Origin of the sequence: Asanoa sp. WMMD1127 (assembly GCF_029626225.1) — a bacterium.
Taxonomy (GTDB): Bacteria; Actinomycetota; Actinomycetes; order Mycobacteriales; family Micromonosporaceae; genus Asanoa.
Map to the genome: position 1 here is coordinate 938,351 of NZ_JARUBP010000001.1, position 23,667 is coordinate 962,017.

Consider the following 23,667-nt stretch of genomic DNA (forward strand, 5'->3'; position numbering starts at 1 on the left):
GCCCCCGGTCGCGCGGACCGTAACCGTTTCGTCAGAAGCCCGGGCCGTGCTGGTGGCCGTGGCCGTGACCGTGGCCGTGACCGCCCTCGGCGGGCTCCGCCTTCTCCGGCTTCTCGACCACCAGGCTCTCGGTGGTGAGCAGCAGGCCGGCGATCGACGCGGCGTTGAGCACCGCGTTGCGGGTCACCTTGACCGGGTCGATGATGCCGGCCTTGGCCAGGTCGACGAACTCACCGGTCGCGGCGTTGAGGCCGTTGCCCCAGCCCTGCTCGCGGACCTTCTCCACGATGACGTAGCCGTCGTGGCCGGCGTTCTCGGCGATCCAGCGCAGCGGCTCGTTGAGCGCCTTGCGGACGATCGACACGCCGGTCTTCTGGTCGCCGGTGAGGCCCAGGTCGCCGTCGAGGACCGAGGTGATCTGCGCCAGGGCGGCGCCGCCACCCGGGACGGTGCCCTCCTCGACCGCGGCCTTGGTCGCCGCGATGGCGTCCTCGATGCGGTGCTTGCGCTCCTTGAGCTCCACCTCGGTGGCGCCGCCGGCCTTGATCACCGCGATGCCGCCGGACAGCTTGGCGAGCCGCTCGGCCAGCTTCTCCTTGTCCCAGTCGGAGTCCGACGCCTCGATCTCCTTGCGGATCTGGGAGACCCGCTCGGCGACCTCGGTGTCGTTGCCCTTGCCGTCGACGACCGTGGTGTTGTCCTTGTCGATGACGACGCGGCGGGCCGAGCCGAGCTGGTCGAGGCCGACCTGGTCGAGCTTGTAGCCGAGCTCGGGGGCGATCACCTCGCCACCGGTCAGGATCGCCATGTCCTGCAGCATCGCCTTGCGCCGGTCACCGAAGCCCGGCGCCTTGACGGCGGCGATCTTCAGGGTCTTGCGCACCGCGTTGACCGCGAGCGTCGCGAGCGCCTGGCCCTCGACGTCCTCGGCCACCAGCAGCAGCGGCTTGCCGGCCTGGACGACCTTCTCCAGCAGCGGCAGCAGCTCCTCCACCGCGGAGATCTTCTGGGTCGTGATCAGGATGTACGGCTCGTCGAGCACCGCCTCCTGCGACTCCGGGTCGGTGACGAAGTGCGGAGAGATGTAGCCCTTGTCGAACTGCAGGCCCTCGGTGATCTCAAGCTCGGTGGCCAGCGTCGAGCCTTCCTCGACGGTGATGACACCGTCGCGGCCGACCTTCTCCATCGCCTCGGAGATCAGCTCGCCGATGGTGGCGTCCTGGGCCGAGATGGTGGCGACGTTGGCGATGGAGCCCTTGGTGTCGACGTCGGCGGCCTTGCCGAGCAGGGCCTCCGAGACGGCCTTGGCGGCCGCGTCGATGCCGCGCTTGAGGTCGCTCGGGTTGGCACCGGCGGCCACGTTGCGCAGCCCTTCCTTGACCATGGCCTGGGCCAGGACCGTCGCGGTGGTGGTGCCGTCACCAGCAATGTCGTTGGTCTTGGTCGCCACCTCCTTGACGAGCTGGGCGCCCAGGTTCTCGTAGGGGTTGGTGAGCTCGATCTCCTTGGCGATGGTCACGCCGTCGTTGGTGATCGTCGGAGCGCCGAACTTCTTGTCGAGGACGACGTTGCGCCCGCGCGGGCCGAGGGTGACCTTGACCGTGTCCGCGAGGGTGTTGACGCCGTGCTCGAGCAGGTGCCGGGCGTCGTCCGAGAAGCTCAGGATCTTCGCCATGTATGTCCCTTCGAACGCACGGCGCCCCGGCCCGGGCAGAACCGGTCCGGGGCGCCACGCACTTCAGCTTGTGATCAGTTACTTCTCGATGACCGCGAGGACGTCGCGGGCGGAGAGCACCAGGTACTCCTCGCCGGCGTACTTGACCTCGGTGCCGCCGTACTTCGAGTAGATCACCGTGTCGCCGACCTTGACGTCAACCGGAACGCGGTTGCCGTTGTCGTCGACCCGACCCGGGCCGACGGCGATGACGGTGCCCTCTTGCGGCTTCTCCTTGGCGGTGTCGGGGATCACGATGCCCGACGCCGTGGTCGTCTCAGCCTCGTTGGCCTGGACGAGAATCCGGTCCTCGAGCGGCTTGATCGCAACCTTGGTCGCGGTAGTCACGGGCATACCCTCCTGGGGTATCAGGTTCGTAGCCGGCCGAGGGATCCGGCCGGCGCCAATTTGCCTCATGCCACCAGGGCGGGTCCGTCGTCGCGGGTGCCGGGCCTGCCTGGCGTTGTTGGCACCCTCAGACCGAGAGTGCTAATCGCAGGTTATTCCGCGACTAGCACTCCGTCAAGGAGAGTGCCAACCCGCCACACCCGCGAGAATCGGGTACGTGAGCATCGCTGCCCTGCGTACCCCCGATGGCGAAGCCGCCCTGGCCGCGGCGGCCGACCTGGCTGGCGGCGACCCGCTGGCCGCGGCCGCCAAGCTGCGGTCCCGGGGCGTGCCGCCCGATCTGGCCTCCGCCGCACTCACCCAGGCCACGCTACGCCGCCAGGCGGTCACGAAGTTCGGCCCGGCGGCGGCCGGCCTGTTCTTCACCAGGGCCGGGCTGGAGCAGGCAACCCGGGCGGTGGTGGCGGAGCGCCGGGCCGCGCGCCTGGTCGCCGCCGGCGTGCGGTCGCTGGCCGACCTGGGCTGCGGGATCGGCGCCGACGCGCTGGCCGCCGCCCGGGCCGGGATCGAGGTCGTCGGCGTCGAGATCGACGAGACCACCGCCGCGGCGGCGGCCGCGAACGGGGCCGGCCTCTTCTCGGTCGTCCACGGCGATGCCACCGCCTTCGACGTCAGCGGCTTCGACGCGGTGTTCTGCGACCCGGCACGGCGGTCGACGGGCGGCCGGCGGGTGTTCGACCCGGCCGCGTACTCGCCGCCGTGGGACTTCGTCGAGGCTCTGGCCGCCCGGGTGCCCCGGCTGGCGGTCAAGGTGGCGCCGGGCTTCGACCACGACCGGGCGCCAGCGGGTGCGGAGACGGAGCTGGTCAGCGTCGACCGCGAGGTGGTCGAGGCGACGCTGTGGTGCGGCGCGCTGGCCTCGGTGCCGAGGCGGGCTTCGGTGGTGCGCGGCGGGGTCGCCCGGGAGCTGACGGGTTCGGGGACGGTCGCGGCCCAGGTCGGACCCGTCGGTCGCTTCTTGTACGACCCCGACGGCGCGGTGGTCAGGGCGGGCCTGGTCGCCGAGTTCGCGTCGACGGTCGCGGGCCGGCTGGGCGACCCGACCATCGCGTACGTCTGGACGGACACCGCCGTGCCGACCAGTTTCGCGCGCTGCTTCCAGGTGACCGAGGTGCTGCCGTTCTCCCTGAAACGGCTGCGCGCGTGGCTGCGCGCCCGCGAGATCGGCACGGTCGAGATCTTGAAACGCGGCTCGGCCCTCGACCCGGCCCAGCTCCGCCGCGACCTGCGCCTGTCGGGCCGGGCGTCGACGTCGCTGCTCCTGACCCGGGTGGCGGGTGCCCAGGTGGCGGTGCTGGCGACACCGATAACCTTCGAAGGTGGCCAAGCGAGCCCAAGGAACCCCGGCGACGGTGGTGCTGACCCGCGAGAAGGTTCCGTTCACGACACACCCCTATGACGTCGACCCCAGGACGCCGTCCTATGGGGAGGCGGTGGCGGCCGCCCTCGGCATCGACCCGCCGCGGGTCTTTAAAACCCTGATCGCCACGGTCGACGGCCAACTCGGCGTCGGGGTGGTCCCGGTGGCGAGGTCGCTTGACCTGAAGGCACTCGCGGCGGCGCTGGGTGGGAAGCGGGCTTCGATGGCGGAGCCCGCCGCCGCCGAACGGGCGACTGGCTATGTCACCGGTGGGATCTCGCCGCTGGGGCAGCGGTCGCGGCTGCCGGTCGTGCTGGACGAGTCGGCGATGGGGCACGCGACGATCTTCGTGTCGGCTGGCAAGCGGGGGTTGCAGCTCGAGCTCTCGCCTGGGGATCTCGTGCATCTCACTGGGGCCGCGGTGGCGGCTATCGCTGCCGCTTAGCTTTGGTTGCGGTCCGTATGGGTGGAGCTCCTCGTCGGGCTTCGCTCTAGAGCATCAGGGTCTCCGGATGGGGACAAGGTCGTTCGTCCGGTTGGGCGCTCCACCTTGTCCCCATCCGGAGACCCTGATCTGTCTGGCTACGCCCGACGAGGAGCTCCACCCCCCGCCGCCCCCCGGGGGGGTGGGGGTGGGCATGAGGTTTGTTTTTCGAGGCCGGGTTGTCGCGCCGGTTGCGGGGTCAGCGACACGGGCAACCGCCAGCCCCCGACGGCGGCCAGGTCATCCCGCCAGACCCGCCGACACCGACACAAGCAACCGCCAGCCGCCAACCTCGGCCAGCTCATCGCGCCAGACCCGCCGCCACCAACACGAGCAACCGCCAGCCGCCGATCGCGGCCAGACCATCGCGCGCCAAACCCCCGCCACCAACACGAGCCACCACCAGCCGCCGATCGGCGGCATAGATTGAGCGCCGGAGGAGCCGATGCCCTTGGGCGAGATCTCGCCGATTCGGTCCTCGTGCCGACCGGCCATGATCACGTGCGCCTGGTCTGGCTTCTGAGGGCGTTTCTCCTTGATCGTGTGGGTCGCGACTGGGCGACACGCCGACGCGCGCCCAGATGAGCTGCACATGCTCACGAGCACAGTGCGCTAACGACCCGATGAGCTGTACATGATCGAGGTGGCCGAGGCCTCACCACTCGCACTCCGACCCAGCATCAGCCCACTGCCACCCGCAGCCGGGTGATCCAGCGGGCCCTGGCTCCGACCAGGCATCCGCCGACCGCCACCAGCACGTCCGGGTGATCCCGCGAGTTGGTCATCCGCCAGCGGGCGACCGGCGCCGCGCGGTTGTCGCCTCCTATCGGCCATCACCGGGGACAACACGCGCCTCGCCCCACGGTCTCGCCGCAACGCAAGCGCTCATGTCGGTCGACGCGCAGCAGGCGCGATCGCCTAGACCAGAGACCCACCCCGGCCCAACCGCCGGCCGCCCAACGGCCAGCGCCCGACGGACCGCGCGGTTGTCGCCCCATGGTGGCCCATCACCGAAAGCAACCACGCGCCTCGCCCCACGGTCTCGCCGGAACGGAAGGGCTCGTGTCGGTCAACGCGATCGCCCGGCCCAACCGCCAGCGCCCGACGGACCGCGCCGCCGGATGGCGCCCAGGGCTGTTCGTGGCGCGCGCACCAGGCCCGTCGCAACCGACCAGCTACACACGACGGGCCCCAGGCCCCACCCCCGGCGGGGGGCGGGGGGTGGATCTCGTCGGCGGGCGTAGCCCGACGGCCAGAAGGTCCGGACGGTGACAAGGTGGAGCGCCCCACCGGACGAACGACCTTGTCACCGTCCGGACCTTCTGGCTGCCCTAAGCGAAGACCGCCGTCACCCCATACGGACCGCAACCAAAGAAGGGCCCGGCGGCAAAGCCGCCGGGCCCTTCAACAGAACAGCTAAACCCGACCGGTAGACCGAGCCCGCCGGCGCGAGATCGCGTCGACGCTAGCGGCAACCAGAAGGACCAGGCCGGTCACCATGTAGACGACGCTGGACGGCTGGTTGAGCAGCCCCATGCCGTTGATGATGATCGCGATCACGAGACCGCCCAGGATGGCGTCGACGATTCGGCCCTTGCCGCCGAAGAGGCTGGTGCCGCCGATGACGGCCGCGCCCACGGCGTACAGCAGGGTTGAGGCGCCGCCCGTGCCCGGGGAGATCGAGTTGTCGCGGCTGGCGAGCATGATGCCGCCGACCGCGGCCAACGTCGAGCCGATCATGAAGCAGGCCAGTTTGACCATGCCCACGTTGATGCCGGCGCGGCGGGCCGCTTCGGCGTTGCCGCCGACCGCGTAGACGTGCCGGCCGAACGACGTCTTGGTGAGCAGGAAGGTCAGGCTGACCAGCAGGACGAGCAGGACCAGCACCACGATCGGCACGCCCTTGATGGAGGTGACCGCGGCGTTGCGGCTGCGCTCGATGCTCAGCCAGTAGGTGGCCAGGCCGACCAGGACCGCCAGTGCGACGATCTTGGCCAGGGTGACCTGGACGGCCTCGGCGGTCAGGCCGCTGGCCCGCCGCTTGGCGCCGCGCCGCAGCACGATGAACGCGTAGCCGCCGACCACCAACGCGAACACGACCCAGCCCAGCCAGACCGGCATGTCGTTGTTGTTGATCGCTCGCAGCGTCTCGTCGCGGATCGCGATCGTGCCGCCCTCGCCGATGAGCCGCAGCAGCACGCCCTGCAGGGCGAGGAACGCCGCCAGCGTCACGACGAACGACGGGATGCCCAGCTTGGCCACCAGCAGACCGATCAGCAGACCGATCACGGCGCCGGTGACGAGGCAGGCCAGGATGCCCAGCGGCCACGGCCAGCCCCACCGCGTGACGACGATGCCCATCATGGCCGCCGCCGTGCCGGCCGCGTAGCCGGCCGACAGGTCGATCTCGCCGAGCAGCAGCACGAAGACGAGGCCCATCGCGATGACGATGACGGCCGCCGCCTGGTGGATCAGGTTGGCGAAGTTGAACGCGTTGGTGAACGTGTTGGGCCGCAGCGCGGCGAACACGATGACCAGCGCGATGATGCCGAGCACCGCGGGCAGCGAGCCGGCGTCACCGCCACGGACCCGCGACCACCAGTTGGCGACGGCGGCCCCGAGCGGGTTGCCCGGAGCGGTCGGCTGCTCGGCGACGGGCTCGGTCGCCTCGACCTTGGTCGGGGTGCTCATTTCAACTCCCCGTTTCCGTTGGTGATGCCGCCGATCGCGTCGGACCGACCGGTCGTGATGACCTCGACGACCTGGTTGCTCTTCACGTCCTTGGCCTTCATCTGTGCCGCCATGCGACCCAGGTAGAGGACCGAGATCCGGTCGGCCACCTGGAACACGTCGTTGAGGTTGTGGCTGATCAGCACGACCGCGAGGCCGTTGTCGGCCAGCTGCCGCACCAGCCGCAGCACCTGCTCGGTCTGCGCGACGCCGAGGGCGGCGGTCGGCTCGTCGAGCACCACGAGCTTGGAGTTCCAGATCACCGCGCGGGCGATCGCGACCGTCTGCCGCTGGCCACCGGAGAGGCTGGCGACCACCTGACGGATCGACTTCACCGTGCGCACGGAAAGGCCGGCCAGGGTTTCCTGGGCCCGCCGCTCCATCGTCGCCTCGTCGAGGATCCCGTTCTTCGTGACCTCACGGCCGAGGAACAGGTTGTCGACGATGTCCAGGTTGTCGCAGAGCGCCAGGTCCTGGTAGACGACCTCGATGCCAAGCTCGTTGGCGTGCTTGGGGTTCGTCACCGAGACCGGCCGGCCGTCGAAGACGTACTCCCCGGAATCGAACGGCTGACTGCCGGCGATCCCCTTGATCAGGGTGCTCTTGCCCGCGCCGTTGTCGCCGACGAGCGCGGTCACCTGCCCTGCGTATGCATCGAAGTCCACGTCCTGCAGGACGTGGACCGCGCCGAAGCTCTTGTTGATCCCGCGCAACCGCAGCAACGGCTCGGCGTCGTCCGTCGCCGTCGTCACCGTCCCCGCAGCGCCCTCCGGCACCGTCATGGTCACCTCACTAGTTGTTTCGCGCCCCGGCAGTAACCGTGGCCCTAAGCGCCCAGAGGGCCCGGCAGGTCATGCCTGCCGGGCCCGCTGGCGTTGGTTACTGAACGCCGGCCTCGGTGCAGGCCGCCGCGAACTGGCCGGTGCAGATGTCACTGGCCTTCCAGAAACCGTCGGCGATGACGTCCTTGACGGAGTCCTTGTAGATCGCCTGCGGCACAGCAAGCGCGGACGGGACGTCCTTGTTCAGGACGGTGTCCTTGACCGAGCCGTTGACCAGGTCGCTGCCCGGGGTCTCGCCGTTGATCAGCGCGATCGCGAGCTTGGAGGCGGTGTCGGCCTCCTTCTTGATGGCCTTGTAGACCGTCATGCACTGGTTGCCGGCGAGAATGGCCTGCAGGCCTTCCTTGCTGGCGTCCTGACCGGTCACCGGCACCTTGCCGTTGAGGCCGTTGGCGGTGAGCCGGGCGATGATGCCCTGGGCCATGGTGTCGTTGGCGGAGATGACGCCGTCGACCTTGCCACCGGCCTGGGTGTAGAGCTGCTCGAACGCGGTGCCCGCGACGGTGGCGTCCCACTTACCGGTCTGGTCACCGACGATGGTGTAGTCGCCGGCGTCCACCTTCGGCTTCAGCGCCTCGACGTAGCCCTGCTTGAACAGCGCGGCGTTGTTGTCGGTCGGGTCGCCGTTGATCTGGACGATGTTGGCCTTGGTCTTGCCGGCGTCGGTCAGGCACTTGGTGAGGCCTTCGCCCATCAGCTTGCCGACCTGGACGTTGTCGAAGGAGACGTAGTACGACGCCTCGCCGCCAAGGGTCAGGCGGTCGTAGTCGATCGTCTTGATGCCCGCGCCCTGGGCCTTCTTCAGGCAGGCGCTGCCGGAGTCGGAGTCCAGGTTGACGATCAGCAGGACGGAGACGCCCTCGTTGATCATGCTGTCACACAGGGTGCCGAACTTGGCCTTGTCGCCGTCGGCGTTCTGGATGTTGGCTTCGATGCCGGCGTTCTTGAACGCGTCGGCGAGCAGCGGGCGGTCGTTGGCCTCCCAGCGCGGCGAGGTCGCGGCGTCGGGCAGGATCACGCCGACCTTCTTGGCGGCACCGCCGCCACCGGCGTCGCCGCCGCCCGAGTCATCCGACCCACAACCCGCAAGTGCCAGTGCGCCGACCGCCATAGTGGCGACGGCGACCGACAGAAATCGGTTACGCATAACCTTGGACTCCTTCATGGCCGTTGAGCGGACCGCTCGGGGGCGAACGGCACTGTTGACCTCCCGGACCCTTGCAATCCGAAACACAAAATACTCGCGCATTTGCGCCCCTACCTCGCGCGGTCGACACGCTGCCGTAACGATCCGGTCACGGCACTGGAACCGGCTTCGATGCGTTCGGGCGACCCGAGAAAGCGCTCTCAGAGCGTACGCTTTCGGCCGCGGAGAGGGGATAGGTTGACTTTGGATACTCGTGCGTCGGACCACGATCGACAGCGCGTGGTCGAGCTGTTACAGCAGCACACCGCGACCGGTCACCTGAGCCTCGACGAGTTCACGGAGCGTGTGGGAAACGCCTATGGCGCCCGCACTCTCGGTGATCTCGCGATCGTGACCAGCGATCTTCCTTCGTTGCCGGAGAAGCCCGGCACCGTGCGCCGGGATCTCCTCGTCCTCTTCGCGATCGCAGCTGTGACCTTGTTGTTACTTGGGCTCTACATGGCCGTGACCCGTTAAGGACGACCGGTTACGCCACTGTCGAATAAGGACTTTCGCGCCGAATACGGTCGGAAGGGCCGTCGTCCCCGTGCCAGGAGCGCCAGAGCGCGGCGTACGAGCCTCCGGCCGCGACCAGCTCGGCATGGGAACCCAGCTCTGTGATCCGGCCGTCCTCCACCACCGCGACCCGGTCGGCGTCGTGCGCCGAGAACAGCCGGTGCGCGATGGCGATCACCGTGCGCCCCTGGAGAACCGCGGCGAGTGACCGCTCGAGGTGCCGGGCCGCCCGCGGGTCGATCAGCGAGGTGGCCTCGTCGAGCACCAGCGTGTGCGGGTCGGCCAGCACCAGCCGGGCCAGGGCCAGCTGCTGGGCCTGGGCCGGCGGCACCGAGTAGCCACCCGTGCCGACCACGGTGTCCAAATCGGACGGCAGCGCGGCGACCCAGTCGAGCGCGTCGACCGCGGCCAGCGCCGTCCGGACCTCGTCGTCGGTGGCGCCCGGCCGGGCCATCACCAGGTTGTCGCGGACCGTACCGATGAAGACGTGGTGCTCCTGCGTCACCAGCGCGACGTGCGAGCGCAGCTCGTCGAGCGGCAACGACGCCAGCGGAACCCCGCCGACGGTGATCGAGCCGCCGGTGGGCGCGTGGATCCCGGCCAGCAGGCGGCCCAGCGTCGACTTGCCGGCGCCGGACGGGCCGACCATGGCCAGCCGCTCGCCGGGCTCGATCGTCAGGTCGATGCCGTGCAGGACGTCGCGACCCTCCACATAGGCGTATCGCACGTCCTTGGCCACCAACCGCTCACCGCGCGGCGCCGGCACCGTCTCGGCAGCCGGGGCCGGTTTGCCCGCCACGCCGAGCAGCCGGGCCAGCGAGGCCCCGCCGACCTGGAGCTCGTCGAGCCACGACAGCAGCCGGTCGAGCGGGTCGACGAGCGCCTGCACGTAGAGCGTCGCCGCGGTCACCTGGCCCAGCGTCACCCAGCCCTCCAGGTAGAACCAGCCGCCGATCAGCAGCGTGGCCACCACCGGCACCACGTAGCCGACCTCGACGATGGGGAACCAGACCGTGCGCAGCATCAGCGTGTAGCGCTCGGCCGCGTAGGACCGGGCGATGTCGGTGTCGGTGCGGGCCCGGCGGCGATCCTGCAGACGCAGCGCCTCGGTGGTGCGCGACCCCTCGACCGTTTCGCTGATGCCGTCGGTGATGTCGGAGTAGGCGGCGTTCTCCCGCAGGTAGCCGGCGGGCGCGCGGCGCAGGTACCAGCGGGTGCCGTACCAGAGCATCGGCGCCGCGATCAGGCAGGGCAGCGCCAGCAGCGGGCTGGTGAGGATGATCGCGCCGACCACGAACGCCGCGGTGACAATGGCGATCAGCGTCTCGGGCATGGCGAACCGCACGCTGTGCGACAGGGCCGAGACATCGCGGGACGTACGGGTGAGCAGGTCACCGGTGCCGGCCCGCTCCACGGTGGACAGTGGGATGGCGAGGACCCGGTCGACGAACTCCTCCCGCAGCTCGGCCAGCACCCGCTCGCCCAGCCGGGCCGAGCAGAAGGCGGCGAACCGGGTCAGCACCGCCTGCGTCACCACGAACGCGGCGATGGCGATCGCCACCTCGTCGACGGCTCGGGTGGTGGTGCCGGTGGACAGTCCCTCAACCAGGTTGCCCAGCAGCCGCGGGGCGACGAGGCCCGCGACCGCGGCCAGCCCGTGCAGCCCAATCGCGAGCGCGAGCTGACGGGGATGGCGGCGGACCAGTCGGCGCGCATAGCGCCGCACCTCCCACGCTTCTGCGACAGGGAGCTGTCTTGTCATCCGTCCTCCTCCCTGGTCACGGTGGCGGCGTAGTCGGGGCGTTGGCGCAGGAGCTCGCGGTGGGTGCCGGTGGCGACCACCCGGCCGCCCGCGACGAAGGCGACCTCGTCGGCCCGGTCGAGCACGAGCGGGCTGGTGGTGCAGACGACCGTGGTGCGCCCGGCGCGGGCGGCGCCGAGGCGGGCGGCGATCCGCGCCTCGGTGTGCGCGTCGACCGCGCTGGTCGGCTCGACCAGCACCAGCGTCTCGGGGTCGGCGACCAGCGCGCGGGCCAGCCGCAGGCGCTGCTGCTGGCCGCCGGAGAACTCGCGGCCTCGCTCGGCGACCAGGGTGTCGAGCCCGTCGGGCAGGGCGTCGAGCACGTCGCGGGCGCTCGCGGCGTCGAGGGCCGACGCGACCGCCGCGTCGCCCTTGGCCCGCGGGTCGAGCTCGCCGCGCAGCGGACCGGAGAACAGCCGCGCGTCGTTGTCGGCCACCAGCACCCGGGCTCGCACGTCGGCCAGGTCGAGATCGGCCAGCGGTACGCCGGACAGCGTGACGGCACCGTCGGCGAACCGGCCGAGCCGGTCGGCGATCGTGGCCGCCGCCACCGGGTCGCCGGCCGCGATCGCGGTGAACCGTCCTGGCTGGACGGTCAGCCCCGACTCGGCGTCGACGAGCGGCCCGGGCGGGGCCGAGACCGGCGCCGCCGGCGAAGTGAACTCGGGCTCGATGGTGAACATCCGCACCACCCGGCGGGCGGCGACGTGCCCCTTGGTCAGCCGGTCGATCGCCTCGGTCAGCTGGCGCAGCGGGCTGACCAGGAAGGCGACGTAGCCGTAGAGGGCGACGAGCTCGCCGGCGCTGATCTCGCCGCGCAGGGCGAAGCGGGCGCCGAGCCAGGTGACCAACACCAGGAACATGCCCGGCAGCAGGATCTCGGAGGCGGCGAGGAGGGACTCGATCCGGGCGACGCGTACGCCGGCCGATCGCAGGCCCTGCGACTCGGCGCGGTAGCGGCCGGCGAACGTCGACTCACCGCCGACGCCGCGCAGCACCCGCAGGCCCGCGACGAGGTCGCCGGCCCGGGTGGTCAGCTTGCCCTCCTGTTCGCGGTAGACCTGCTGGCGGCGCTGCAGCGGCTTGATCAGGCTGCCGGCGATCAGCATCATCACCGGCACGCCGATCACGACGACCAGCCCGAGCGGCACCGAGGTGCGCAGCAGGATGACCGCGACGGTGATGACCGCGACCAGCGATCCGGTGCCGCGGGCGGTGATGTCGAGTGCCCCGCCGATGTGGTTGATGTCGGCCGTGCCGATGCTGACGACCTCGCCGGTGGCCAGCCGTTTGGGCAGCGTGGCGCCGACCCGGTTGGCCTGCCGCACGGTGAGCTGGACGGTGCGGTAGGCGGCGGCGAGCCAGTTGAACCCGGCCATCCGGTGGCGCAGGACGCCGGTCGCGCCGGTGACCAGGCCGAGCCCCAGCAGCACCCCGCCCCAGCGGAGCAGGCCGTCGGGGTCGCGGTCGGCGAGGCCCGCGTCGATCGCCCGGCCGACGGTGGCCGGGATCAGCGCCTGGCTGACCATCCAGAGGGTCGCGAAGCCGATCGCGGCCAGCAACGACGGCCAGGTGCGGGCCGCCAGCCACAGCAGGTAGCGGGTGGCCGACCGGACATCGGGATCGCCGGGATCGGCGACGGGTAGGGGGCGCATAGCATGGCCGAAGTTAATTGATCAACTTTGACCGGCGCCACCGATTATCGGTCGACCTGGGTGAAGTCCCACTCGTGCGGTGGCCTGGCCACCAGCAGCGGCGGCGGGGCGCCCAGCGCCTGCGGATCGCTGCGCCATCTGGAAATCACGACGCACCGGTCGTCGGACGACGAGAACACCTCGCTGGCGATGTGCAGCGGGTAGACCTCGATCCGCGGGAGGGCCGTGTCGCAGACCCAGTCGACCAGGTCGGGCAGGCGCCCGGGCTCGGCCCGCGCCTCCCACATGCGCACGATCACGTGGCCGGACACTACACACTCACGAGCGTCAACGGCATCGCGGAGTCGGCCGGAAGATCCAACCGGCTGGGCCGTACGCCGGCCGCGACGAGGTGCGAGCCGAGCGCGGCCACCATCGCGCCGTTGTCGGTGCACAGCTTGGGCCGCGGCACCCGCACGGTGATGCCCACCTTGGCCGCCCGCTCCTCGGCCATCGCCCGCAGCCGGGAGTTGGCCGCGACGCCGCCGCCGATCACCAGCGTGTCCACGCCGTGCTGCCGGCAGGCGTCGATGGCCTTGGCGGTCAGCACGTCGCAGACCGCATCCTGGAAGGACGCTGCCACGTCGTTGACGGGCACCGGCTCGCCGGCCCGCTCGCGCGCCTCGACCCAGCGGGCCACCGCGGTCTTCAGCCCGGAGAACGAGAAGTCGAAGCGGTGCGCGGCCTGGTCCTTGGCCGCGGTCAGGCCGCGCGGGAAGGCGATCGTGGCCTGGCCCTCGCGGGCCGCGCGGTCGATCGGCGGCCCGCCGGGGAACGGCATGCCCAGCAGCCGGGCCACCTTGTCGAACGCCTCGCCGGCCGCGTCGTCGATGGTCGAGCCGAGCGGGGTCACGCCGCCGGCCAGGTCGTCGACGAGCAGCAGCGAGGAGTGGCCGCCGGAGACCAGCAGCGCGATCGCCGGCTCCGGCAGGGGGCCGTGTTCGAGCGTGTCCACGGCGACGTGGGCGGCGAGGTGGTTCACGCCGTAGACGGGCTTCTCGGCCGCGACCGCGTAGCCCTTGGCGGCGGCGACGCCGACCAGCAGGGCGCCGGCCAGGCCGGGGCCCGCCGTGACGGCGATCGCGTCGATGTCGGCCAGGGTCACGCCGGCGTCGTCGAGCGCGCGCTGCATGGTCGGCACCATCGCCTCGAGGTGCGCCCGGCTGGCCACCTCTGGCACGACGCCGCCGAACCGGGCGTGCAGGTCCACACTGGACGCCAACGCGTCGGCCAGCAGCGTCGTGCCGCGCACGATGCCCACGCCCGTCTCGTCGCAGGAGGTCTCGATGCCGAGGACCAGGGGTTCGTCAGTCACGTCTCATCACCAGCGCATCGGTGTTGCTCGGTTGGTAGTACCCACGGCGTACGCCGATCGGCTCGAAACCGTAGGTGGCGTAGAGCTTCTGGGCCGGGGCGTTGTCGACCGCGACCTCCAGCAGCACGGCGTGGGCGCGTTGCCGCTCGGCCTCGCCGAGCAGCGCCTCGACCATGACCCGGCCGATGCCCCGTCGCTGTGCGTCCCGGCGGACCGCGATGTTCTGGATCCACGCCTCGTCGCCGTTGACCGCCAGACCGCCGTACCCGAGGATCCGCTCCTGCTCGTCGAGGGCGACCAGGTAGAAGTGGCCGCTGGACAGCTCGTTCCAGAACATGCCGGCCGACCACTTCTCGTCGCCGAACAGGTCCTGCTCGATCGGCAGCAGCTGCGCGATGTGCCACCAGCGCAGCCGGGTGAGCTTGGCCGTCACCGCAGCACCGGCTTGTGCCCTCCCGCCGCGACGGCGTCCGGGCGGCGGAGATAGAGCGGGGTGAGCGGCTCGCTTGGCGCGCCGGCGCGGATCCGGTCGGCGGCGTGCGCGACGAAGCCGTCGATGGTGGGATAGCGCGGCTCGTCGAGGACCTTGACGCCGAGCCGGTCGGCGTATTTCAGGGCGCCGTCGCCGACCGCGACCGTGGCGGACCGTTCGGCGGCCACGTCGGGCAGGTCGACGTGCGGGCCGTCGACGCGCGCGCCGGCCTGGTCGTAGAGCGCCCAGTAGACCTCGCGCCGGCGGGCGTCGGTCGCCACCAGCGTGACCTGGCCCGGCATACCGCCGATCGCGTCGAGGGAGCACACGCCGTAGGTCGGAATGCCCAGCGCCTGGCCCATGCTGGCCGCGGTGACCAGGCCCACCCGCAGCCCGGTGAACGGCCCGGGGCCGGTGCCCGCGACGATCGCCCGCAGGTCGCGGACGGTGGCGCCGGAGCGGCGCAGGGCCTCGTCGACCTCGGGCGCCATCAGCTCGCCGTGCGCGCGCCCGTCGACCGTGCGCAGCTCCGCTGTCACCGTGTGGCCGGTCGGGGTGACGTCGACCACCGCCGCGGTCACCGCGGGCGTCGACGTGTCGAGGACGAGAACGAGCACGATATGCACCTTATCCGGCGGGCTGCCGTGACTGCCGCTCAGGCCGAGCGGCTCCAGTCGATGGGAGTCAGGCCCGCGTCGGCGAGGGCCTTGTTGGCGGCGCTGAACGGGCGGCTGCCGAGGAACCCGCGCGGGTTGAGCGGGCTCGGGTGGCCGGCCTCCAGCACGACGTGCGCCGGGTTGGTGACCAGCGCCGCCTTCTTGCGGGCGTAGCCGCCCCAGAGCAGGAAGACCACCCGGTCGGGCTGGTCCTGCAGGGCCCGGATGGTGGCGTCGGTGAACGCCTCCCAGCCCTTGTTGGCGTGCGACCCCGCCGCTCCCTCGCGCACCGTGAGCACCGCGTTGAGCAGCAGCACCCCCTGCGTCGCCCAGCCGCGCAGGTCGCCGCCGTCGGGCGCGGGGACGCCGAGGTCCGCGGCCAGCTCCTTGTAGACGTTGCGGAGCGAGGGCGGGACGCGTACGCCGGCCTGGACGCTGAAGCTGAGCCCGTGGGCCTGACCAGCGCGGTGGTAGGGATCCTGGCCGAGGATGACCACGCGGGCGTCGGCCGGCCCGCACAGCCGGTAGGCGGTGAACAGGTCGGTCAGCGGCGGGTAGACGGCGGTCGCCGCGTACTCGGCGGCCACGAAGGCGCCCAGGTCCGCGGTGGCGGCCGGGTCGAGGTGCGGCCCCAGGGCGCTCGCCCATTCGGGTGGCAGCAGGTCGAGCAGGTTCACCGGGCGTCCTCGGTGAGCGTCGCCACGCGGTCGGCCCAGTCGCCGCCGGCCGGTTCGAGCTCGATCACCCGGGTGTCGTCGTCGCGCCGGTCGATGCGTACGCGCAGATGCTCGTCGCGCAGTTGCTCGACGATGCCCTCACCCCACTCGACCACGGTGACCGCGTCGTCCATCGAGGCGTCCAGGTCGAGCCCGTCGATCTCGGCCAGCGGGTCGGCGGCGGCGCCGATCCGGTACGCGTCGGCGTGCACGAGCGGGGTCGCGCCGCCGTTGGCCCGGTCGGGGCGGTGCACCCGGGCGATCACGAAGGTCGGCGAGGTGACGTCGCCCTGCACGTGCAGGCCGGCGCCGATGCCCTGGACGAGCGCGGTCTTGCCGGCGCCGAGGGGGCCGGTCAGCACGACCAGGTCGCCGGGGCGCAGCACCGCCGCCAGCCGCGCGCCGAACGCCCGGGTGTCGTCCACAGTGTCCAGTTGGATCATGCCGAGATCTTCTCCAGGAATGCGAGGACCACCGCGTTCACCTCGTCGGCGTTTTCCAGCATGACGACGTGCCCGCTGTTGTTGACCTTCACGAACTCCGCGTCGGGCAGGTGGCGCAGGATCTCCTCGGAGTGCGCGACCGGAGTGATCATGTCTTTGTCACCGACGATTATCACGGTCGGGGTGCGCTCGAGCGCCGCCAGTGCCGGGTAGCGGGCGTGGGTGTAGAGCGTGCGCAGGTAGCGGGCGACCGTGTCGACCGACGTGCGCGAGTTCATCTTCTCCACATAGGACACCAGCGACGGGCTGGGGCGGGAGTCGCCGAAGCCGTACCGTCGGGTGAGCAGCCAGGCCAGGTCGGTCGCGGCGATGCGGGCGCGGTCGATGGTCGGGCCGGTCAGCCGGGTGGCGCTGTTGACCAGCGGCAGCAGTGGGCCGCCGACGCGGCCGATCAGCGCGGGCAGGCCCAGGCGGGTCTCGTCGATCAGGCCGCCCGAGGTGGCGATCAGCACGCAGCCCCGCACCCGGTCGTCGAAGAACTCCGGGTAGAGCTCGGCGAACGCCATGATGGTCATGCCGCCCATCGAGTGCCCGACCAGGATCAGCGGGCCGTCCGGGACCGTCTCGTCGATCACCGCGCGCAGCGTCTCGCCGAGGGCCGGCAGCTCGTATTCGCCGGTTTCCAGCTTGCCGGAGCGGCCGTGGCCGGGCTGGTCGTAGAAGACCATCCGGTGCTCGCCCTTGGCGGCGAGAGCCGTGCGCTGGAAGTGGAAGGTGCCCATGTCGAGGCAGAAGCCGTGGACGAACACGATGGTCGCCGGGGCCGGCTCGGTCACCGTCGGCTCGACCACCTCGACGTGGATGTCCGTGCCGTCGGCGGTGCTGACGGTGAGGACCTCGTCATAGGGCAGGCGGTCGAACGGCTCGTCCACGTAGGGGTCAGCCACGCCCCGCTTCGAGCGGCGGACGACCGCGCGCTCGACGGCTACTCCGGTGGCGATCCCGGCCGCGGCCAGACCGACCACCGCGCCGATGATGCCCGCGCGGCGTCGGGTGCTCATTCACCTTCCTCGCCGTCGTAAACCCGCGGGACTCTGGTGCTCCCGAATCGGGTGACGATCTCGTAGTTGATGGTGTCGATGGCCGCGGCCCAGTCGTCGGCGGTGGGCGCACCGTCGTCGCCGGGGCCGAACAGGGTCGCCACGTCGCCGGGCGCGACCGGCTGGTCGCCGACGTCGAGGACGATCTGGTCCATGCAGACCCGGCCCGCGATCGTGTGCCGGACGCCGTCGACCGACACAGGGCCGACGTTGGACGCGTGCCGGGGCACACCGTCGGCGTAGCCGAGCGGGACCACCGCGAGCGTAGTCTCCCGGGTGGTCGTGTAGGTGTGGCCGTAGGAGACGCCGGTGCCGGCCGGCACCCGCTTGGTGAGCATGAGGCGGGCCCGGGCGGTCATCGCGGGGCGCAGGCCGAACTGCTCGCCGGGGATGGGCGACAGGCCGTAGACCGCGATGCCGGGGCGGACCAGGTCGAAGTGGGCGTCCGGGCGGGTCAGCGTGGCCGCGGAGTTGGCGATGTGGCGCAGCGGCGGGCGGACGCCGAGCCGCTCGGCCACCGCGAGGGCGTCGCGGTAGGCGTCGAGCTGGCGGTCGATGGTCTCGTGGCCGGGCGCGTCCGCGTAGACGAAGTGGCTCCAGATGCCGACGATCTCGATGGCGCCGTCGGCCTGGGCCTTGGCGGCCGCCTCGACCAGGGCCGGCCAGTCGTCGGCGGTGGCGCCGCCCCGGGACAGGCCCGTGTCGATCTTGAGGTGCACCCGGGTGGGCTTCCTCGCCTCCTGGCCGGCCTTGATCATCTCGTCGAGCTGGCCGAGGCTGGCGGCGCTCAGGTCGATGTCGTTGGCGACGCCCTCGTGCAGCGGCAGGCCCGGGGTCAGCAGCCAGGCCAGGACCGGCGCGGTGATGCCGGCCCGGCGCAGGCCGAGCGCCTCGTCGAGGGTGCAGACGCCCAGCCAGGTCGCGCCCCCGGCCAGCGCGGCCCGGGCGGCCGGGACCATGCCGTGGCCGTAGCCGTCGCCCTTGACGACCGCCATCACCGCAGCGGTGGTGCCGGCCTTGAGCCGGGCCACGTTGGCGCGGATGGCGTCGAGGTCGACGCGCACTTCGGCTTGCCACATGCCTGCCAGGCTACCTGCCGGTAGCGGTGATTTCCGGGTCACCCGGGCGCAGGTCGTTGACCACGGCGCGCAGGGCGGCGGCGACGTCCGGCGCGGTCACCGGGCCGTGCCGGGCCGCTTCCCGCCCCGCGAGTCCGTGCAGGTAGGCGGCCGTGACGGCGGCCACCTCCGGACGCAGGCCGCCGGCCAGCAGGGAGCCGAGGAGGCCGGCGAGGACGTCGCCCGTACCGCCGGTGGCGAGGGCCGCGGTGCCGGTCGGATTGGCGTACGCGTGGCCGCTCGGGGTGGCGACGATCGTGCGATCACCCTTGAGGAGGACCACCGCGTTGGTGTGCGCGGCCAGGCGCAGGGCGGCCGCGACCCGGTCCGTGCCGGGCTCCTCGCCGGCCAGGCGGGCGAACTCGCGGTCGTGCGGCGTGAGCACCATCGGGGCGCTGCGGCCGCGCATCAGGTCGGCCATCCCGCCGTCGACCAGCAGCGTGAGCGCGTCGGCGTCGAGGACGACGGGGAGGCTGGTGGCGAGGACCGTGCGGACGGTGGTGGCGGCGCTCTCGTCCGTGCCCAGGCCGCTGCCGACGACCCAGGCCTGCACGCGGCCGGCGTCGGTGATCCGCTCGGTGGCGACGACGCTGGGGTGGGCGCGGACGACGTACTCCTTGGCGGTGCCGGCGTAGCGGACCATGCCGGTCGGGCCGGCCAGCGCGCCCCAGGTGGAGAGGATGGCGGCGCCGGGGTAGGTGCTCGAACCCGTCGCGATGCCGACGACTCCCCGGTTGTACTTCTCGTCCGTCGGCTTGTGGGTCGGCAGCGCGTCGGCGATGTCGGCGCGGTTCGGGACGAGGACGGCCGGGTCGGCGCGAAGGGTTTCGGCGAGGCCGATGTCGACGAGCTCGATCTCGCCGGCGAGCGGGGCGGCCGGGCCGACGACGTGGGCGGGCTTCAGGCAGCCGAAGGTGACGGTGACGTCGGCCTGGACCGCTTTCCCGGGTACGTCGCCCGTGTCGACGTCGACGCCGCTGGGGACGTCGACGGCGACGACGATCGGGCGCTTTTGGTTGGTGCCGCGGCGCTCGATGGCCCGGTGGAGCGTGGTGGCGGCGCCGCTGCGCAGGCCGCCCTTGGCGCCGATGCCGACGATGCCGTCGACGATCAGGTCGATGACCTGCGGTGGGGTGTCGGTGGCCCGGCCGCCGGCCTTCTCGAGGGCGCTCAGTCCGCCCCGGTGGGTGCGGGCCGGGTCGAGGAGGACGGCGGTGACGGCGGCGCCGCGGCGGGCCAGCAGCGCGCCGGCGTAGAGGGCGTCGCCGCCGTTGTTGCCGGCGCCGACGAGGAGCGTGACGCGCTTGCCGTAGACCTCTTCGAGGATCAAAACGCAGCGGCGGGCAAGGCCGGCGGCGGCGCGTTGCATCAGGGTGCCCTCCGGGAGGCGGGCCATCAGCGCTTCTTCGGCTGCCCGCACGTCGGCGACCCGCCAGGCTCTTCTCATTGCTCGGCCACCACCATCGCGGACGCGATGCCGCCGTCGTGGGAAAGGGACAGGTGCCAGCGGTTGACGCCCCGCTCGGCGGCCGCGGCGGCGACGGTGCCGCTGACCGTGAGCCAGGGTCGGCCGTCGGGGTCGGTGACGATCTCGCAGTCGTGCCAGCGCAGGCCGGCGGGGGCGCCCAGGGCCTTGGCCACGGCCTCCTTGGCGGCGAAGCGGGCGGCGAGGGACTCCGGTGAGCGCGGGTTGCCGGAACCGGTGAACCGCTCCCCCTCCGTGAAGAGGCGGTCGCCGAGCAGCGGTGTGCGGGCCAGTGCCCCGGTGAACCGTTCGACGAGGACCACGTCGATCCCGACAGCGACGATCATCACCACAGCCTATTAGCAGCGGGTGTACGCGGTGGGCAAGCCCTGTGGACGGTTGCCGGGTGTTGGTCTCGCTCCTTGTCCACAGGCGCGCCTGTCGAGGTTGTGGCCGGCCTAGCTTGGGTTTCTCTTCGCTTCGTCGGTCGGGAGGGTGGTCGTGGTGGACGGTGACCTGCGGGTGGAGCCCGGTCTGTTGCGTGCGCGGGCGGGCGAGCTGGAGCTGGTGGCCTCAGCGTTGGCGTCGGTCTCGGCGCAGGTGTGTGCGGCGGCTGATCCGTCCTTTGTCGCCGGGCGGGCTCTTGTTGTGCTGTCTGATGCGGTGTCGGGAGCGTTGGGTTCCGCGGCGGCGCGGGTGGCGCGCTCCGGTGGGCTGTTGCGGGAGGCGGCGCTGTCCTACGAAGACGCCGACTCGCGGGCTGCTCATCGACTCCGGCGGGTGGGGTGATGGTTTCCTACGCACAGTTGTGGCAGGTCGATCCGGCGGTGTGGCGGTCGGCCGGGGCTTCGTGGGCGCGGCTCGCGGTGTCGGTCGGGCGGCGGGCGGCCGAGCTCGGGGCGGTGGCCGGGCGGGTCGCCGACGGGTGGCGGGGTGCGGCCGGCTCGGCGGCCGGCGGGCACGTGCGTGGGCTGCGCGAGCCGCTCGACGCGGCGCGGCTGGCGTTCGTCGAGACCGATCAGGTGCTGTCCGGGTTCGCGTCCGCGCTGGTCCGGGCGCGCGGGATGCTCGCGGCGGCGGTGGCCGCGGCGGCGCCGGCGCATGTCGAGATCGACCGGTCTGGCCGCACGGCGCCCGACGTCACGGTCACGGGGATCGACCGGGTCGCCGCCCTGCGCGCGGCCGACCGGGTCGGGGCCGGGATCGCCGCGGCGCTGGCGGCGGCGTCCGCGGCCGACGAGGCCGCGGCCGCCGACCTGGCCCGGCTCGGCGCGGCGGCCGCCGCCGGGTGGCCGGTGGTGCCCCCGCGGGTCGTGCCGCCGCTCGGCGCGCCACCCGGGGCGGTGCGGCTGTGGTGGTCCCGGCTGACCGACGCCGAGCGACGCTGGCTGCTGGTGCACCAGCCGACCGTCTTCGGCCGCCTCGACGGCGTCCCGGTGGCCGCGCGCGACCAGGCCAACCGGTCCCTGCTGGCGGCGCAGCGGGCCGACCTGATGCAACAGCGGGCCGAGGCGGTCCGCACGGCGATGCCCCGGCACGGTGCGGTCGCCGCCAGCCACCGCCTGGTCGGGCTGATGTCCGGCATCGACGCGGTCGACGCGCGACTGGCGTCGGAGCACGGCGAGCGGGCCTATCTGGTCGGCCTGTCGACGGGCGGCTACGGCCGGCTCGTGCTCGCCGTCGGCGACCCCGACGAGGCTGACAACGTGCTCACCTACGTGCCCGGGATGACGGCCGACCTGACCGGGGTCCGCGACGACCTGGGCCGCGTCGAGGCGCTGGCCGCCCGAGCCGCGGCGGTCGACCCGACCCAGCGCACGTCGACGGTGCTGTGGCTCGACTACGACGCGCCGTCCTTTCTCGACGAGGCGATGACGGCCGGCAAGGCGCGGGAGGCGGCGCCGGGGCTGCACCGGTTCGCGGAGGGGCTGCGCGCCACCCATGAGGGCCCGCCAGCGCAACATGCTGTGCTCGGCCACAGCTATGGCTCGCTGACCGTCGGGACGACGGTCCGGACCCAGGGCCTGGCCGCCGATGACCTGATCTTCGTCGGGTCACCTGGCGTCGGGGCGGACCGGGCGGCCGACCTGGGCGTGCCCCCGGATCGGGTGTGGGCGAGCACGGCGAGCGACGACCCGATCGGCTATCTCGCGCCGGGGTGGAAGGAGCCGTTCGCGCGGCTGGGCGAGGCGGTGGCGGGTCCGTTCTGGATGGAGCGGCGGCCGCATCCCAACGAAGACCTGTGGTTCGGGCGCAATCCGACGAGTCCGTCGTTCGGCGCCCAGGTCTTCACCGGGGACCCGCACGGTCACAGCGGCTACTGGCGCACGGACAACGACGCCCTGACCGACATCGCCCGGATCGCCCTGGGCCCGGAACACCAGTCGCTGGTGGAGTGAGGCGATGCCCTTCGACGAGTAGCGTCGAGCAGATGGAGACGCGGGCGGCGGTCGGTCGGATCGGTGTGTGGAGCCGCGAGTTCCGGGAGGCCGAGTCCGCGGGCGGGTCCGCGGCCAGGGCCGCAGGCGGGTCCGCAGGCGGGGCGGCGGCCAGGGCCGCAGGCGGGTCCGCAGGCGGGGCGGCGGTCAGGGCCGCAGGCGGGTCCGCGGGCGGGTCCGCGGTCAGGGCCGCAGGCGGGTCCGCGGTCAGGGCCGCAGGCGGGTCCGTGGGCGGGTCCGCGGGCGGGGCTGCGGGTGGGGGCGTGCTGCGGGACGCGGCGGCGGAGCTCGAGGCGTTGGGCTACGGAGCGATCTGGATCGGCGGGTCGCCCGGTGTGTCGGCCGCGCTGCCGTTGCTCGCGGCGACGTCGCGGATCGTGGTGGCTACCGGCATCCTGAGCGTCTGGCAGCACGACGCCGACGCGGTCGCGGCGGCCATGCCTGGGGACCGCTTCCTGCTCGGGTTGGGCGTCAGTCACGCGCCGGCCGTGGCGGGCTACCGAAAGCCCTACGAGAAGATGGTCGACTATCTCGACGCCTTGGACGCGGCGGCGCGGCCCGTGCCGGCGGAGCGGCGGGTGCTGGCGGCTCTCGGCCCGCGCATGCTGCGACTTGCCGCCGCGCGCGCGGCCGGCGCGCACCCCTATCTCGCCCCGGTGGAACACACCGCGGCGGCGCGCGAGACGCTCGGTCCTGGACCACTTCTCGCGCCTGAGGTCAACGTGGTGCTCGAGGTCGACGCGGAGCGGGCACGCCGCGCGGCCCGGGCGCATCTGGTGCGCTATCTGGAGCTGCCGAACTACACGAACAACCTGCGCCGCTACGGCTTCGACGATGGCGATTTCGCCTCCGGCGGCAGCGACCGGGTGGTCGACAGCCTTTACCTGTGGGGTGACGAGGGGCGCATCCGGGCACGGGTCGACGAATATCTGGCCGCGGGCGCGGACCACGTCGCCGTCCAGGTCATCCGGGCGGAGCCGGACGCCAATCCGGCGCTGCCGGAATACCGCCGGCTCGCGGCCATCCTGATCGGCTGAGATCCGCCGCTTCGGGCGTGACGTCGCGGCGTCACCTGACCGGCAGCGCCTGTGCCACGGCCGAGGTCCCTCATCGGTGTCAGCCTCTCACCCGCGGTCTGCCCAACTCCCCTCGGCGGACCTGAGGAGGACGATCCAGCTCCGACCGTCCGGAAGCGGATCGCTTGACGCG

General features: G+C 72.3%; 23 protein-coding genes. 6 read left to right on the forward strand and 17 right to left on the reverse strand.

The features are described 5' to 3' along the window. Window positions 1–31: 31 nt before the first annotated feature. Together groL and groES are read right to left on the reverse strand one after the other, a co-directional pair. A complete protein-coding gene (gene groL / locus O7635_RS04595; protein ID WP_278079164.1) occupies window positions 32–1,675 on the reverse strand; it encodes a chaperonin GroEL in 1,644 nt (547 codons plus the stop codon). Window positions 1,676–1,753: 78 nt separating this feature from the next. After that, window positions 1,754–2,068: a co-chaperone GroES gene (groES, locus tag O7635_RS04600; protein ID WP_203700089.1), complete on the reverse strand. Its 315-nt coding sequence runs from the start codon at window positions 2,066–2,068 to the stop codon at window positions 1,754–1,756. Window positions 2,069–2,279: 211 nt separating this feature from the next. Here groES and O7635_RS04605 point away from each other — a divergent pair, with 211 nt between their 5' ends. After that, window positions 2,280–3,521, forward strand: a complete 1,242-nt coding sequence (locus O7635_RS04605; RefSeq protein WP_278079165.1) for a class I SAM-dependent methyltransferase — start codon at window positions 2,280–2,282, stop codon at window positions 3,519–3,521. Then, a complete protein-coding gene (gene ybaK, locus O7635_RS04610) occupies window positions 3,475–3,927 on the forward strand; it encodes a Cys-tRNA(Pro) deacylase (RefSeq protein WP_278079166.1) in 453 nt (150 codons plus the stop codon). Before O7635_RS04605 ends, ybaK begins: the two co-directional genes overlap by 47 nt. Window positions 3,928–5,382: 1,455 nt before the next feature. Here the strand turns inward: ybaK and O7635_RS04615 are convergent. From O7635_RS04615 to O7635_RS04625, 3 genes are all read right to left on the reverse strand, one after another. Beyond that, window positions 5,383–6,657, reverse strand: a complete 1,275-nt coding sequence (locus tag O7635_RS04615) for an ABC transporter permease (RefSeq protein WP_278079167.1) — start codon at window positions 6,655–6,657, stop codon at window positions 5,383–5,385. After that, entirely contained in the window at window positions 6,654–7,478 is an 825-nt protein-coding gene (locus O7635_RS04620; protein ID WP_278079168.1) for an ATP-binding cassette domain-containing protein, read from the reverse strand. Before O7635_RS04620 ends, O7635_RS04615 begins: the two co-directional genes overlap by 4 nt. Window positions 7,479–7,575: 97 nt before the next feature. Continuing rightward, the gene (locus O7635_RS04625) at window positions 7,576–8,685 is read right to left on the reverse strand and encodes a substrate-binding domain-containing protein (RefSeq protein ID WP_278079169.1); all 1,110 of its coding nucleotides are present in this window, start codon (window positions 8,683–8,685) and stop codon (window positions 7,576–7,578) included. A gap of 243 nt (window positions 8,686–8,928) precedes the next feature. On the opposite strand from O7635_RS04625, the gene O7635_RS04630 reads away from it, so the two are divergent. Then, the gene (locus O7635_RS04630) at window positions 8,929–9,201 is read left to right on the forward strand and encodes a DUF1707 domain-containing protein (RefSeq protein ID WP_278079170.1); all 273 of its coding nucleotides are present in this window, start codon (window positions 8,929–8,931) and stop codon (window positions 9,199–9,201) included. A 10-nt stretch (window positions 9,202–9,211) separates the two neighbouring features. Here O7635_RS04630 and O7635_RS04635 read toward each other — a convergent pair whose 3' ends face one another. Genes O7635_RS04635 through O7635_RS04690 form a run of 12 tightly spaced genes read right to left on the reverse strand, consistent with a single transcriptional unit; the run spans window position 9,212 to window position 20,367 of the window. Next, entirely contained in the window at window positions 9,212–11,002 is a 1,791-nt protein-coding gene (locus O7635_RS04635) for an ABC transporter ATP-binding protein (RefSeq protein WP_278079171.1), read from the reverse strand. Beyond that, window positions 10,999–12,696, reverse strand: a complete 1,698-nt coding sequence (locus tag O7635_RS04640; protein WP_278079172.1) for an ABC transporter ATP-binding protein — start codon at window positions 12,694–12,696, stop codon at window positions 10,999–11,001. The genes O7635_RS04635 and O7635_RS04640 overlap by 4 nt, the downstream gene beginning before the upstream one ends. Before the next feature lie 44 nt (window positions 12,697–12,740). Next, a complete protein-coding gene (locus O7635_RS04645) occupies window positions 12,741–12,995 on the reverse strand; it encodes a hypothetical protein (protein WP_278079173.1) in 255 nt (84 codons plus the stop codon). A gap of 11 nt (window positions 12,996–13,006) precedes the next feature. After that, entirely contained in the window at window positions 13,007–14,050 is a 1,044-nt protein-coding gene (gene tsaD, locus O7635_RS04650) for a tRNA (adenosine(37)-N6)-threonylcarbamoyltransferase complex transferase subunit TsaD (protein ID WP_278079174.1), read from the reverse strand. Continuing rightward, window positions 14,043–14,483 carry a ribosomal protein S18-alanine N-acetyltransferase gene (gene rimI, locus O7635_RS04655; protein WP_278079175.1) on the reverse strand — a complete coding sequence of 147 codons (441 nt, stop codon included), beginning with the start codon at window positions 14,481–14,483 and terminating at the stop codon, window positions 14,043–14,045. The genes tsaD and rimI overlap by 8 nt, the downstream gene beginning before the upstream one ends. Then, window positions 14,480–15,139 carry a tRNA (adenosine(37)-N6)-threonylcarbamoyltransferase complex dimerization subunit type 1 TsaB gene (gene tsaB / locus O7635_RS04660; RefSeq protein WP_278079176.1) on the reverse strand — a complete coding sequence of 220 codons (660 nt, stop codon included), beginning with the start codon at window positions 15,137–15,139 and terminating at the stop codon, window positions 14,480–14,482. The genes rimI and tsaB overlap by 4 nt, the downstream gene beginning before the upstream one ends. Before the next feature lie 38 nt (window positions 15,140–15,177). After that, on the reverse strand, window positions 15,178–15,855 hold the full coding sequence (gene ung / locus O7635_RS04665) for a uracil-DNA glycosylase (RefSeq protein ID WP_278079177.1): 678 nt from the start codon (window positions 15,853–15,855) through the stop codon (window positions 15,178–15,180). Further along, a complete protein-coding gene (gene tsaE, locus O7635_RS04670) occupies window positions 15,852–16,337 on the reverse strand; it encodes a tRNA (adenosine(37)-N6)-threonylcarbamoyltransferase complex ATPase subunit type 1 TsaE (protein WP_278079178.1) in 486 nt (161 codons plus the stop codon). The genes ung and tsaE overlap by 4 nt, the downstream gene beginning before the upstream one ends. After that, on the reverse strand, window positions 16,334–17,398 hold the full coding sequence (locus O7635_RS04675) for an alpha/beta hydrolase (RefSeq protein WP_278079179.1): 1,065 nt from the start codon (window positions 17,396–17,398) through the stop codon (window positions 16,334–16,336). Before O7635_RS04675 ends, tsaE begins: the two co-directional genes overlap by 4 nt. Continuing rightward, a complete protein-coding gene (gene alr, locus O7635_RS04680; protein WP_278079180.1) occupies window positions 17,395–18,516 on the reverse strand; it encodes an alanine racemase in 1,122 nt (373 codons plus the stop codon). Before alr ends, O7635_RS04675 begins: the two co-directional genes overlap by 4 nt. Window positions 18,517–18,526: 10 nt before the next feature. Continuing rightward, window positions 18,527–20,002, reverse strand: coding sequence for an NAD(P)H-hydrate dehydratase (locus O7635_RS04685; protein ID WP_278079181.1), 1,476 nt, complete (start codon window positions 20,000–20,002; stop codon window positions 18,527–18,529). Beyond that, window positions 19,999–20,367 carry a holo-ACP synthase gene (locus tag O7635_RS04690; RefSeq protein WP_278079182.1) on the reverse strand — a complete coding sequence of 123 codons (369 nt, stop codon included), beginning with the start codon at window positions 20,365–20,367 and terminating at the stop codon, window positions 19,999–20,001. The genes O7635_RS04685 and O7635_RS04690 overlap by 4 nt, the downstream gene beginning before the upstream one ends. A 157-nt stretch (window positions 20,368–20,524) precedes the next feature. On the opposite strand from O7635_RS04690, the gene O7635_RS04695 reads away from it, so the two are divergent. The 3 genes from O7635_RS04695 (at window position 20,525) to O7635_RS04705 (ending at window position 23,495) form a co-directional block, all read left to right on the forward strand. After that, window positions 20,525–20,809, forward strand: a complete 285-nt coding sequence (locus O7635_RS04695; protein ID WP_278079183.1) for a hypothetical protein — start codon at window positions 20,525–20,527, stop codon at window positions 20,807–20,809. Then, a complete protein-coding gene (locus O7635_RS04700; RefSeq protein WP_278079184.1) occupies window positions 20,809–22,419 on the forward strand; it encodes an alpha/beta hydrolase in 1,611 nt (536 codons plus the stop codon). Before O7635_RS04695 ends, O7635_RS04700 begins: the two co-directional genes overlap by 1 nt. A 302-nt stretch (window positions 22,420–22,721) precedes the next feature. After that, the gene (locus tag O7635_RS04705; RefSeq protein ID WP_278079185.1) at window positions 22,722–23,495 is read left to right on the forward strand and encodes a TIGR03620 family F420-dependent LLM class oxidoreductase; all 774 of its coding nucleotides are present in this window, start codon (window positions 22,722–22,724) and stop codon (window positions 23,493–23,495) included. The last annotated feature ends 172 nt before the right edge of the window (window positions 23,496–23,667 follow it).